The sequence below is a fragment of the Salinivibrio sp. SS3 genome (genome assembly GCF_001722105.1).
Taxonomy (GTDB): domain Bacteria; phylum Pseudomonadota; class Gammaproteobacteria; order Enterobacterales; family Vibrionaceae; genus Salinivibrio; species Salinivibrio kushneri.
Window position 1 is genome coordinate 154,460 of the sequence record NZ_MEBQ01000023.1, and the last position, 13,726, is coordinate 168,185.

Here is a 13,726-nt window from a genome sequence, read left to right on the forward strand (position 1 = left end):
AATGATGTTTCCACTATTATTTACCTGCCTATTTTCACAAACAAGCCGCGATCGCGGTTCCATTTCATAACTGAGCCTACCATCACAAAAAGGCAAAATGCGTCGCATATAAAACAATCAGTTAAACCGATTCAATCAGACATATTCTGTCGCACCATACCGATAAAGTGGCGTCATACCGTGTTAGGGTGCGTAAAGGAATATAGTCATGAACGATGTGCTAGAACAAGTCAAAACGCTGATAAACGATGACACTAAAACCATTAAACAACTGCGTTATCAGGTGGGTCAGTGTGAGCAATTGATTGCCGCGTTAGAAACGGAAAACCAGCGCTTGGTCGATCAGTTGGGGCATTTGGTACAAAAGCTCAATACCGATGACATGACAGGCCTTGCCAATCGGTATCATCTCGAAACCAGCTTCAATACACTGCTAAGTCAACCTCAATGCCACCAGTTGGCACTGGTGTTTATCGATATGAATAAGTTGAAGACGGTGAATGATCAATACGGCCACCTGGTGGGCGACCAGGCGATTTGTCACCTGGCTACACTGCTCGCCAACAATACGCACGAGGGGATCGCGGCGCGCTTTGGCGGGGATGAGTTTGCGGTGTTATTGCCCAACACCACACACGCGGCTGCCACTGATTGGGCCCAATCACTGGTGATGCAACTGGCTCATTCACCACTCCTGATTGATCAACGCCCGCATTATTTAAGCTTTAGTTTTGGTGTGAGCGACATGCGCGCGGATAATGCCCCTCAGTTAACCAGCAGTAAAACCGCATTGGATCAGTTAATTCGTCAAGCCGATACACGTATGCTCAGTCGCAAGGCCTAACACAATATACGTACCTAAGTAAAAGCCATGACATCACAAGGTGATAACCAGCATCGCCTTGTGATTCTGCACCATTAATCTGTTAATTCCATCACATTTCTGTACAATGCGCGCTCAGTCATATTTATCTTTACACCCTCTCGCTTGGCCGTGAGTCAGATGCTTTGTTGGCATGACTACACGCCCTGGTTGAGCACAGTCGCTAGGAACCTCTTTTGATTTCAATCGCCAATATCACCATGCAGTTTGGTGCCGAGCCGCTATTCGAAAACATCTCTGCCAAATTTGGTAACGGTAACCGCTACGGGTTAATCGGTGCTAATGGTTGTGGCAAATCGACCTTGATGAAGATTATGAGCGGTGCCCTCACCCCGACTGCAGGCAATGTGTCCATCACCCCAGGACAAACCTTGGGCGAGCTTAGCCAAGACCAATTTGCTTACGAGCAGTATTCAGTGATTGATACGGTAATGATGGGTGACCGCAAACTGTGGGAAATCAAACAAGAGCGTGAGCGCATTTATTCTCTGCCGGAAATGAGCGAAGAGGACGGCATGGCCGTGGCTGAGCTAGAAAGCCAGTTTGCCGAAATGGACGGTTACACCGCCGAAAGCCGGGCCGGCGATATTCTTTTGCAAGCGGGGATTGAAGAAGAGCTGCACTTTGGCTTGATGTCACAAGTCGCGCCGGGCTGGAAATTACGAGTGCTACTTGCTCAAGCCCTGTTCGCCAACCCTGATATTTTGCTGTTGGATGAGCCGACCAACAACTTGGATATTCACACCATCAATTGGTTGGCCGGTGAGCTGCAACAGCGCCAGTGCACCATGATTATTATTTCCCACGATCGCCACTTCTTGAACGCCACCTGCACCCATATGGCGGATATCGATTTTGGTGAGCTTCGTGTTTATCCCGGTAACTATGATGATTTCGTCGCGGCATCTAGCTTGGCACGTGAACAATTGCTCGCCAGCAACGCCAAAAAAGAAGCCGAACTCAGTGAGCTGCAAGACTTTGTGAACCGTTTTGGTGCCAACGCCTCTAAGGCCAAGCAAGCCAGTTCACGCGCTAAGCGTATGGAAAAGATCCAGCTTGATGAAGTCAAAGCATCCAGTCGCGTGCACCCTTATATCCAATTCACTGAAAGCAAAAAGCTCCATCGCCAAGCGGTTGAATTGCGCGAGGTGGGCCATGCATTTGACGATACGCCCCTATTCCGCGGTGGCCATTTCTTACTCGAAGCCGGCTCGCGCCTCGCGATTATTGGCGAAAATGGTGTCGGTAAATCGACGTTACTGCGCTGTTTAGTCGGTGAACTTGCGCAAAGTGAAGGCACAATCAAATGGTCAGAAAACGCATCCATTGGTTACTGTGCGCAAGATAACAGTGCCGAGTTTGATAACGATCTCACCGTGTTTGAGTGGATGTCACAATGGCGCACCGCTAAGCATGATGATTTGATGGTTCGTGGCATTTTGGGTCGCTTGTTGTTCTCAGCCGATGATGTGAACAAAAAAGCCAAAAGCTGCTCGGGGGGCGAGAAAAACCGCCTGATGTTCGGCAAGCTGATGATGCAAGATATCAATGTGATTGTGATGGATGAACCCACGAACCACATGGATATGGAAGCCATCGAGTCACTCAACAAAGGCTTGGAGCAATTCCCCGGTACTTTGATTTTTGTCAGCCACGACCGTGAGTTTGTTTCCTCACTGGCGACCGACATTATTGAGATAAAAGATCAGCAATTGATCCACTTTAACGGCAGCTACGATGAATACCTCGCCCACTTAGAAAAAGTGCGTGCCGTGGCTTGATCACCTCGATTATCGATCACCAATAACGATTCACTCGCCCCAGCCACATTCCATGCCGCTGGGGCGATTTTTTGTTACTGGTCTGTCACTAGCAGTACGCTGCCCTCAAGCTGCGTCGGCCCGTAAGCAAAGATCTCCGCGTTACGCACGTCAAACATCAAAATCGTATTATCCGCTTGCACATGGCTATTGCTCCACACGTAAGCGCGCACATCACCACTGCCATAGCCTTCTTCTGACGTAGAGTATGGGAATCCGGCGGCAAATGCCTTTGGATTAAGCGCGGGTTTCATACAGGCATGTTCAGCCAAGGACGCTAGCTCTTTGATATTGGGCATGCGCCACTTCGAGTGACCTGCAAATTGATGCAGCGGATGCGCTTGGCTTTGATTGATCGCCTGCACTTCATTAAGTGCGGCTTGCCAATACATTCCGGTGCCCTCGCCACGACACGCCTGTTGTTCGGCTTGCCAGGTTTTACCCAGAGGGCAACGCATCCAAGTTAATCCGGTAAAGGTGTCCGTTACCGTGCCATTATCATCAAAGCTGTAACGGACATTCGGTGCCGTTTTGGTTAAATCAATCGAGCATTCTTGGCCCGCCCATGCGGTTGCAGATGCGAAGATACTGGCGGCAATAATCAGCTTGTTCATTATTTTTCTCCTTGGGCGACAAGACGAATAGGCAGTTGCCATGAGGTGTAGTCAGACTCGACCTGATCGCTATAGATCTCGAGCGATACCGTCGTGCCACGATCACTGCCTCGTGTTTGCGGAAGCTGGATATAGCGCGCGCCCGGTGTTGTAAATGCGGAATATTCGGTTAAGAAAGAGGTGGAAGACCACAGCAAGCCAGCATCATATTGACTGGCGGAGGATTGATGAGGGAAATACCCGGTATCGAGCCCATAAACACGTCCATCGCTGTCGGTTTGTGTCTCACCGAAATCAATCAGACTGTACAGCTCAATAAAGGTGGGTAAGCGCCATTGCTCAATCCCACAGACCTGTTGCTGATTCAGGTACGCTTGGTATTGGTCAGTGGTGCAAATACCCTCAGCGTCTTTGCAGCCTGTCGCCTCAATATCTTTGCCAAACGGTTCGAACTGCCCAGGCACTTGATAGGCAAAAAGGCGATCAACATATCGCGGGGATTGAGGATCCGTCTGTTTGCTCTCCCATACCAGTCCGCTGCGATTATCTTGCACACAATCCCACGTGGTCGCGCTATCGGGCAAAGGCTGACCGTTGCCATCCAGTTTAGTGAAGCTAAACCCACCTTCTGTTGCATCAAAACCATAGTCAGCATCTTGACCGGGATAATCGACAGGCGCGGTGGCGACATCCCCGCTGTCGGAATAATAGCTAACAATGCCGGTATCGTTCACGGGGCGCATTTGGGTCCGTTTATCCAACTCAACCAAAATAGCGCTGAGCTCAGCCTCACTCGGGGCACCTTTTAGCAAGACATCCGAATAACGCGCCAGTTCACCGCTTAGTAGCCCCAGCATGCGATTCGCCCGTGTGGGCGTCATACCCGATATTAGCGACAAAACGTTATTTTCAAGCTGTACAAAGCGGTTATCCGCCCCGCTGGCAATTAAGTCCTTTGGTACTGCAACGCCCATCGCCTCGAGTTGTTCACGCAAATTCGCAACCGCATCTTGATAGGCATCCCCTGCCGCCATGTTGCTAGCGACCAGTGTGCTGATCACATTGATCTCATTGCCGGTAGTCTTACCCACGCCGGGGGCAACAAGGAATGCATTCGCTTGGCGAGGCGCGTCAGCCTGCGCATCCATACGTTGCGACGATAACGTGGTCACGCCGGTGTCGATTTGCGCGACAATCGGTGAGGACAAGATCGCTTTATCGGCGCTGGTGAGGGTAAATGCCCCCTGCTCCGCTTGTGTTGTAGGTTCGTTAGCGTTACAGGCAAAGTCACCATTTAAATCAGCACACACGGTTTCATTACCGGTGGCATTGGTGGCGCTAATGGTGCCAGAGACGCTGTAGGTCGGCGCGATTGAGTCACTTGCACTCGTCTCTGATCCGGAACCATTACAGCCTGCCAGTAGCAATGCACTGGCGAGTAGAGAGTAGTTAAATTTCATCATATCTGTCTTTTTAGTCAGGGTGTTAAGGTGATTGAATAACGCGTTATCGGGACTCGCCCTTTCGTGCTCGCCAGCCGCCCCAAAGCAAGCCCACCAGCAGCAGTGGCCATGACAACGCGCCGCCTCCCGAGCTAGCGTTATCGATCGCATCCTTGGTGCTAAGGTCGGTATCTTGGCAATCGAATCCCGTCACGCGTCCCACTTGCCATGCCACCAGTTCACCACTGCTGCCTTGGGCATAGTCCGTCACTTCAAGACGCCAATTCCCCGCAAGGGGGTCGCCATTAAAGGCTTGCAAAAGATCGTCGTGCTGGCTGGTCCAATAGCGCACCAAGTCATTGCTCTGACGGGCGGTATTGGCATGTAACGTCACCCGTGAGCCTGCGGGGGAGACAAGAACAACGCGTAAATCTGATGGGCTGGCATGGTTGATATGGACATACACGCCAAGATCGGAGCGAATGGCACTCGCGTCATCATTAATAATGAAGTTAAAACTCTTGAAACCATTGTTTTGAGCGCCATTACTGGCCACCGATGCATCCGGTAAGGTCGTATTCAGGGTTTGGCGCGATTGGGTGAGTTGGGGCAAGCCTTTAATCACCGTCAAATTGTCTTGCCATTGATGGGTTTGCAACGTGTCATCAAATTGATAGTCAATTCGCGCCTCAAGAGTTAGCGGCTGACCGCATTGCGCCGCAAGCGGTAGAGGGATAGAAAACGACTGAGCCTGATCAAGTGATTGATTAATGGACGTGGGCGCTCCACCCTCCACCTGAATATCACCACGAATTTTGGCTGTGCGCCCTTGTGGTGTTAAGCGTGTGTGGATCGCCGCCGTATCTGCAACATAACGCTGGCTTGTTTCAAAGCGAAACGGTGCTTTGAGCAAACCGTGTTTTTCAAAGTTCGCTTTCAACAAGGCTGCATAGTCGCGTGATGGATAATAGGTTTTAGCCAGATAGAGCATGCTTTCTGCCAGATCGTGCATTTTCATGCCCCGGCCTAGCCCAAACATCGATTCCAGCACCAAGGTATCCATCTCTTTAAAAGCGGGTTCACCATACAGCGCGACGGCTTGCTTGAGGGTTTGGAACAAAGGCGTCGACCAAAGCTCATCCCCTAATTCACCACCGACGTTTTCATGCGCACGGTATTCACTGCTCTCAAAATAGCGCGCTTTTTGATTCCACAAACTGCGCGTGCCTTGCTTAAAACCGAAATAACCATCCCAGTTAAAGACGGTATCAATCTCGAAGTCATCACCTTGTTGATACAAGGTGCGATAGCTGGCAGAGCCCGCCCAATAATCAGCAAATCCCTCACCCAAAGCGCCCGTATGGCCGTACGCCCAGTCGGGCAAAATATGGTAGTGAATCCCATGGGCCAACTCATGAACCACCACATCGGCATCGAGCGTATCAGGCGAGCCAGATACCCCAAACATCAGGGCGTTAGGACCCGCATAGTAAGACGAGTTGTTCGAGCTGAAGGCGTGCGCATCAAAGCGTACCGGGCCGTCAAATAATGAGTACCCTAACGAAGACACATATTGCAGGGACTTATCCAAATGATAAAACGCCATCATTTGTGCAAAATCTTGACTGTCAAAAGGCAACGCTGTGAGCGAAGCATGGCTCGCAAACTGTGTGACACCATCCGGATTTAAAAACGAGACACTGTCACTTTTCTGCCATTGTCCAGACTCAGGGTTTTTGTCTTCAAAGGCGATAGCATCAACGGCTTGGACTCTGGGATTATTCAGGTAGAGCGTACCGCCCACATCCAATAAAGAGACATCACGCATAACAAAGCGTGGCGCGTGGGGATAATCCGCCAGCGTTGTCCAGAGCGTTTCGGGGGCGGGCTGTTTATCCATACTACGCAGATCCGGATCAACCACATTGACGGTGCGCGTCACTAATTCTCCGTCTGATAGCGCTGGCGGCGCATCCGCGATCAGGCGACGCGGGATCTCAATCGCCGCCTCTTTCACTGCCTCACCCTGCCGGATCATGGTGTCGGTTAGGCTTTTATACACCCGAGTCACCAAACCGTGTTTGTCGGTATGTAACACCAACGTACGCTGCGGCTGATACTCGCCACCGCGATAAATATCAAAATTGTACTGACGACCAAGCAAACTGCTGGTTTGGTAGCGTAACGACAACTCCCCCACTGACGGATAGTGCTCGCGCAAATACTGCTGTGCTTGAGTGGCATCACTTGCTTGATAATTGCCCGCAGGGTAATCCCATTCCCCTGCCATGACATTGGCACTGGCAAGTACCAACGCCACAAGACTGATCGCTGATTTCATGGTTTTTCCTTAAAACGCATAACGTGCATTGAGGGTGAAGTAACGACCGGGCTCGGTCGAAAAACGAGTTTGTGACTCAGAAATACCGGCAACGTCTTGATAACGAATGTATTCGCGGTCTAACAAGTTATAGACATTGAGATTGATAGAAGCCTGCGACGAAAACTGATAGCCCAAGCCAAGGTCAACGCTCGCCCAGCCAGACGTCTGAGCACACTCAGTGCGGGTGCCTAGCTCGGTGTAACACATGGGCGTGCGGGTCATCTTATCTGCCCAGTTCAAACGGGTATAACCGTTAAGGGATTGATTGTCGAAGTGAAGCGACAGGCTGCCCTCTAGCGGGGCTAAGTTGCGCACATATTCGTCATTGTCGTCTTTGCCAGAGATCCAGCCGATCTGACTTTTCGCTTGCCATTGATCGGTCAATGCATAGACCGCTGATGCCTCAACACCATACGTTTTTACACCTTCAAGGTTTTCATAGCGTTTCTCAAACAGGCCGGTTTCCGTATTAAAGCCCTGATCGGCAATATCAATAAACTGGCTAAACCGGTTGTAATATGCCGCGGTATACAGGCGCAGCTTGCCGTCATCATATTTGGCCCCGAGCTCAAAACTATCGCTGGTTTCCGCGTCAAGAGACGGATTAGGCAGCACCACAAATGCCATCCCCGGCATAGAGGCGTGATTAGAGTAGCCATAGCTTTTGTCGTATTCAGGCGCTCGGTAACCATGCTTATAGCTGAGATAGGTATTGAACGCGGGCGTCCAGTGATAAGCCACCGAAGCACTAGGCGACACCGCTGCACTGTTATTGTCCGCCACACTCGCCATGCCTATGGCTTGGGGATCGTCTGCGCTTAATCGGTACGCATCAGCACGTAGACCTAGCATTACACGCCACTGCCCGATACTCATTGCATCTTGCGCGTAGACACCTAACGCATAACTCCGTGCTGGCGCGAACGGTTGCGTATCACTCACCGTGACACCGTTCCAATCGAGTTTCGTTTTCGTCACAGGACGTTCATGGTACGCCGTTTCTAACACACCACCGTAAACCAGCGTATGCACCACGTCTCCGCTGATTTGCTCAGCGTTGGCATCTACCGACCAACCGATTGACTGGTCTTGAAAACGGCGATCATCCAGCACCCGACGTTGCTCATTGATCCCCATGTTCCAGCGGGTCATCAAACGGTTCGTGTTCTGGGTAAAATCGGTATTTCGGTAATAGAGCTTGGTGTTGAGGGTTTCTAACCAAGGCTGCTGGGCATGATATTCACTGCCAAGCCAAAATTGGGTGGTTTCGATTTGTTTGGCTCGGTCAAAGGTTTTGATATCCCACTTACCGTCAGGTTGAATCGATGCTGTCCCTTCTCGTCGCGATGCATCTTCACGGTAGAGCTTGGCTCGGGCACTTAGCTTCCAACGGTCGGAGACATAATGATCCAGACGCAACGACGCACTGCCACCGTCCAAGGTGCGGTTATACAAATCTTGCTGGTAATTACGGGTTTCTTCCCCTTCCCAATAGCTCACATCGAGCAACGCACTGGTATCACCATGACGGAGCGCGAGACGACTGCCGACTCGGCCTTTATCACTGAGCTCGCTATAGGTAACTTGCGCGTCGGCGTACCAATCCTGGTTGCGGAGGAGATCGTCAGCGGACAGCGATTTCACGATCACGGCACCGCCCAATGCGCCTGATCCATGACTGGTTGAGCTAGCGCCCTTCACCACTTGGATTTGCTTGGCGCTCGCGATATCAAAGGAATTACGCCCTGCTTTATCATTCAAATCAGCGGCACCGAACCCATCCGCGACGGGGACGCCATCTTCCACAATCAAGATACGGTTACCGGACATGCCACGAATAGTGATGTTTTGAGGGCGGCCCGCGCCACCTGTCACATTAACACCCGGTTCGTTTGTCAGTGCATCATAGAGCTCTGTGGCGCCCTTTTTTTTGATATCTTCGCCACGATAAATGGCTACCGACCCCGCTGTGTCTGACGGTAATTCAGCAAATTTATTGGCCGTGACGACTACCCTATCGACGTGGCGATTGGTCGCGTCACCAGAGGTATTCTCCTCAGTGTTGGCAGAATTGGAGTGCACGGTGCCAGTAGCCAGTGCTGTCAGCACTGCCACAGAGACAGAAGACAATTTCATTTAATACTCCGGTTAGTTCACACGCTTCAGTTGATGTAAGAGAAAGGCATAGTCGGTCGCTTGTTGCGTCAGCCCATGACGCGCATCGGCTTGGTGGCCACGAGAAAAATCCGTCAACAACAAATAAGGGCCCGATCGGGTGCTGGTTGCGGCTAAATGCGAAAGGTATTGCGCCCCCTCCCAAAAAGGCACACGCTGATCGTCCCAACCGACGCGCACCAGCATAGGGGGATAAGGTTTTTGCTGGATGTTGCGCAAAGGATCATAACCTTGCATGACCTCGCGCTGATCGCTTTTCGCGGGGTTGCCCCATTCTTGGTATTGCTGTGCCGTTAACGGCAATTCTGGGTCAGACATACTGCCAAGCACATCGACAAACGGAACATTAAGACTAGCGGCTGCAAACGCGGCGGGCGCTTGGTTAAGTGCCGCGGCAACCAAGGTAGCGCCAGCGCTGGATCCCACAGCCGCGACTGCGCGTTGCCCATCTTGGTAGCGGCGCATTGCTTTGGCGACATCAATAAAATCTTGGATGCCATGCTTTTTATTCATCCCGCTGCCCGCTTGGTGCCATGTTGCACCGTAATAGCCGCCGCCACGCACATGCGCAATTGCATAGATGACGCCTCGGTCCATTAGCGAGACGGTTTGCGGCATAAAATACGGCTTCATGGTAAAGCCATACGCGCCATACCCATACAGCACGACTGGCGATGACGGGGTCAGGGCATCTTTGCGATACGCCAACGTGACAGGAATACGATGCGGTCCAACGTATAGGCGTTCAGAGTGATAACGAGATGCATCAAAGTCGGGGTAATGATCGACACTGACTTCACGACGTGTGCCGGATTTAAGATCCAGCGCTTCCCATCGTGGTGGCTGTACGAGCGACATACTGCGAATAAACAACTGATTGCTAGCATAGTCGCCTCCGCGCGCAAACCAAGCGACCTGCCCTTGTGCCGCCAAAGGCTGCTTAACCACGCGCTCACCGTCCGCATTAAGTAAGACAAACCACTGCTCACCCTTTTGCTGTTGGGTGAGGACAATACCATCTTCAAAGAGGTAAAACGTGTTTAACTCAGCGCCCGACTCGGCAGCATAAACCACATGCCAATCATTCGGCGTCGCAATCGCAGCACGATAAAGCTGCTTGGTTCCTTGATGATTGCTCAGCATCCATAACGCATCATCCGTCTTATCGGGGTAGTATTCGACACCCGGTTGACGCGCTTTGAGCGGTGCAGACAGGCTGCTTTCATTCAGACGGAGTAGACGCTGTTCGGTCGACGATTCATTGTTGACTTGCACAATGGCCGTATCTGTGTGGCTAGCACGGTATACCGACAACAACCAAGCAGGATCGACTTCTTCATACACCAAGGTATCGCCGCCGGTAGTGCCTATTTCATGGCGGAACAACTGGTAGGGACGCGCGGTTTTCGCCTCTTTGCCGACATAGTAGAGCTGCTGATTATCCGGCGACCAGATGACAGATGCATCAGCCTCGGTGGCAATAATATCGGTTTGCCCAGACTGGCGGTTGATCAGCACGATGCGGTAGTCTTCCTCACCGTGAATATCCTCGGCAATGGCGAGCCATTGTCCATTGGGACTTAACGACCAACTCCCCAGATGATAATACGCATGCTCAGCGGCTCGCGCCTCTATATTGAGCAATAGCGACCCTTGTTCGCTGCCTGCTTTGCGCATACGCAGCACGCGCTCACCATTAACCCGTGTTTGCAAAAATTCGCGACCATCGCGCGCTAACCAAGGTTTGGAACCGGTTTGCGGTGTGCGCTGCCACTCATTCAACAGCTCATCGCGAAGCGATTGACTCGCCATCAGCGACTGCTGCGCATGCTGATTTTGGCGTTCCAGATATGCCCGAATTTTATCCTGTTGTTGCGTCACATCTTGCAGCCACGAAAATGACGACAACGTATCCGTTTCATCATCGCTATGGCTCAATGGCGACACAAACATAAGCCCGATTAACAGCGCATTCACTAACTTCATGTTATACAAACATTAAATTGGGGGTAAGTTCAGGGCGCGCATCATAGATGCAAATACGATTGAGATCAATTATCATTTATGATGATCTTTGAGGGAGATCTCATTCAGTCATATTGACTGTAATAAAGCGTTGTTATTTAAGCTGTAACGAGATAAAAGGCGCTCATGAAGCGAAAACGACCTATCACCCCACACGCGCCAACTCAGACACTTGGATTGCTGACAGTCGTCGCGTTAGTGTGCGTGGGTGTCCATTATTCGTCGCTCGCGGAGACGTGGATGTGGCAGCGAAGTGCGCTGATATCCGGTCAATGGTGGCGATTCGTGACAGGCAACCTGGTTCATCAAAACCTATTTCATTTGTTGGTCAATATGGCGGGATTAGGCGTATTCGGCCTTGTTTTTTATCGCCATATCAGCGCCGGCACGCTGGTGTCGCTGATCTTGTGGCTTGCGTGTGTGGTTGGTCTGGTAATGTGGTGGGGCCCCTACCAGCAATATATGGGGCTGTCTGGGGTGTTATACGGGTTGTTTATGTTTGGGGGGTTAAGCACGATTCACACCCCTAGCGGAAAATGCATCGCTTTAGTCACGGGTATAAAATGTGTGGCTGATGCCTTGTTGGGTCAAGCTCTGCCCATGCATGCCGCATTGGGTATCGATATTGCTCACCTCGCTCATGGCGGGGGGATTGTGGGGGCGCTGGTCTTTTTTTACATCAAATCACTAATACGTAATTGCTTTGCTCATCATGGTCAAACACAACACTGACTACTTCAACGCGGATTTCTTCCATTCAGCGGCAAGTCCCGCTATACCTAGAGTAACGTGCTTATTCTTTATAACGAGCGAGGGATCATGAAATACGCGACCACACTGTTAACGCTTTCCAGTCTTCTTCTTACCACACCGAGCTATGCCCTTTTCGGCCAGGGCGATAAAACCACTGATGCGATGACGCAAATGGCGACCCAATTTGCGGATGACCAAGCCAGTCAATCTCCCCTTGTCCAATCCATTACCGAGAAAGTGGATGTGAGTTCAACACAAGCCGCCGGTGGTGCCAGCGCGTTGCTGGCAATGGCAGCCGATCGTCTGACGGGGACTAAACAGCAAGAGCTTGCTAGTCTCCGCCCTGATTTAGGCTCGCTGTCTTCGTTACTCGGTGACACTGGTGTTAGTAACAACATCAGCTCACTCAATAGCCTGTATAGCGTGGCAGAAAAGCTAGGGGTCAATGCGGCAACCTTGCAGCAATTTGTTCCGATTATTCTTAAATACCTCGGACAACAGGGCGCTAGCCAGGAATTACTCGGCTCACTCACCCAGCTTTGGCCTTAACCTTCTAACCTTGTAATCACACGCGGCTATCAAGGCCGCGTATTTATTTGCCCTATCCTCAAGCAAAAAATAGCGAGACGCGTTATCATGTTCGCCTTGTTGTTCAACGCCGTGTGATTATGCCTGCCTTATCTTTCTCTGCGATCCCCATTGGGATCCGCTATATGCTGCTCTCTGCATTCGGGTTCGCGCTGATGTCCGCCTGTGTAAAATATGTGAGCCTCAACGGTATCCCAGTGTTTGAGATCGTGGCATCGCGGGCCTTGGTCTCACTCATCATCAGCTACACCGATGTCAGGCGCAAAGGTCTATCGCCTTTGGGCAACAACAAACCGCTACTTTTATTGCGCGGCGTATTGGGCACCATGGCATTAATGTGTGTGTATTATGCGGTTACGACACTGCCGCTCGCCGAAGCCACAGTGCTGCAATACACCCACCCGGTATTTACCGCTATCCTAGGGCTCGTGCTACTTAAAGAGCGCTTACAAGGGGCAACGTTAGTGTGTATCGCCCTCTGCTTAACTGGGCTCTATATCATGGTACAACCTAACCTCAATGCCTCTATTGACGATGCCCTCCCCACCTTTAGCGTGGTGGTTGCGTTAATGGGCGCCTTAGGCAGCTCGATTGCCTATGTGATTGTCCGCAAGCTCAGTCGCACCGAAGACAGCTCAGTAATTATTTTGTACTTTCCCATGGTTGCCCTGCCCGTCGCGACCGTGCTGATGTGGCCGTCTTTTGTACTGCCCAGCCTGTCACTGACCTTGCTGTTGGTGTTAGTGGGCGTCTTTACCCAAGTTGGCCAATACGGCTTAACTAAAGCGATGCAAACCCAACAAGCGGGACAAGCCTCCGCCTACGCGTATATTCAAATCGTGTTCTCGACATTAATTGGGGTATGGATATTTAACGAAGTCCCGTCTATTTGGACCTACATCGGTGGTGGGTTAATTGTCGCTGGCGCTGTGTTCAATGCCATGGGGCATCGTCTCTTTAGAAGACGCGCGAATGCTTAGTCTCGAGCCTGCTTTTAAACTGGATGGCGGTGAAAGGTCACGCTGAAAGCACATGCACTGGCC

Annotated in this window: 10 protein-coding genes; 5 read left to right on the top strand and 5 right to left on the bottom strand. The window is 51.2% G+C overall.

The features are described from left to right. Positions 1-208: 208 nt before the first annotated feature. Both BGL48_RS09860 and BGL48_RS09865 read left to right on the top strand, forming a co-directional pair. The gene (locus BGL48_RS09860; RefSeq protein WP_069362472.1) at positions 209-844 is read left to right on the top strand and encodes a GGDEF domain-containing protein; all 636 of its coding nucleotides are present in this window, start codon (positions 209-211) and stop codon (positions 842-844) included. A 215-nt stretch (positions 845-1,059) separates the two neighbouring features. Further along, the gene (locus tag BGL48_RS09865) at positions 1,060-2,664 is read left to right on the top strand and encodes an ABC-F family ATPase (protein ID WP_083238519.1); all 1,605 of its coding nucleotides are present in this window, start codon (positions 1,060-1,062) and stop codon (positions 2,662-2,664) included. 74 nt (positions 2,665-2,738) lie between these two features. On the opposite strand, the gene BGL48_RS09870 is transcribed toward BGL48_RS09865, so the two are convergent. From BGL48_RS09870 to BGL48_RS09890, 5 genes are read right to left on the bottom strand one after another with little or no spacing between them, the layout of a single operon-like run. After that, the gene (locus BGL48_RS09870; RefSeq protein ID WP_069362473.1) at positions 2,739-3,317 is read right to left on the bottom strand and encodes a DUF1566 domain-containing protein; all 579 of its coding nucleotides are present in this window, start codon (positions 3,315-3,317) and stop codon (positions 2,739-2,741) included. Continuing rightward, on the bottom strand, positions 3,317-4,780 hold the full coding sequence (locus tag BGL48_RS09875) for a DUF1566 domain-containing protein (RefSeq protein WP_176719650.1): 1,464 nt from the start codon (positions 4,778-4,780) through the stop codon (positions 3,317-3,319). Before BGL48_RS09875 ends, BGL48_RS09870 begins: the two co-directional genes overlap by 1 nt. A 43-nt stretch (positions 4,781-4,823) precedes the next feature. Further along, positions 4,824-7,100, bottom strand: a complete 2,277-nt coding sequence (locus tag BGL48_RS09880; protein WP_069362475.1) for a proprotein convertase P-domain-containing protein — start codon at positions 7,098-7,100, stop codon at positions 4,824-4,826. A 9-nt stretch (positions 7,101-7,109) separates the two neighbouring features. Then, the gene (locus tag BGL48_RS09885; protein WP_069362476.1) at positions 7,110-9,278 is read right to left on the bottom strand and encodes a TonB-dependent hemoglobin/transferrin/lactoferrin family receptor; all 2,169 of its coding nucleotides are present in this window, start codon (positions 9,276-9,278) and stop codon (positions 7,110-7,112) included. A 12-nt stretch (positions 9,279-9,290) separates the two neighbouring features. Continuing rightward, on the bottom strand, positions 9,291-11,303 hold the full coding sequence (locus BGL48_RS09890; protein ID WP_069362477.1) for a prolyl oligopeptidase family serine peptidase: 2,013 nt from the start codon (positions 11,301-11,303) through the stop codon (positions 9,291-9,293). A 165-nt stretch (positions 11,304-11,468) separates the two neighbouring features. Between BGL48_RS09890 and rrtA the strand changes: the two genes are divergently transcribed. The 3 genes from rrtA (at position 11,469) to BGL48_RS09905 (ending at position 13,663) form a co-directional block, all read left to right on the top strand. Next, entirely contained in the window at positions 11,469-12,074 is a 606-nt protein-coding gene (rrtA, locus tag BGL48_RS09895) for a rhombosortase (RefSeq protein ID WP_083238523.1), read from the top strand. A gap of 87 nt (positions 12,075-12,161) precedes the next feature. After that, positions 12,162-12,644, top strand: coding sequence for a DUF2780 domain-containing protein (locus BGL48_RS09900; RefSeq protein WP_069362479.1), 483 nt, complete (start codon positions 12,162-12,164; stop codon positions 12,642-12,644). A gap of 119 nt (positions 12,645-12,763) precedes the next feature. Continuing rightward, on the top strand, positions 12,764-13,663 hold the full coding sequence (locus BGL48_RS09905) for a DMT family transporter (RefSeq protein ID WP_069362559.1): 900 nt from the start codon (positions 12,764-12,766) through the stop codon (positions 13,661-13,663). Positions 13,664-13,726 lie beyond the last annotated feature (63 nt).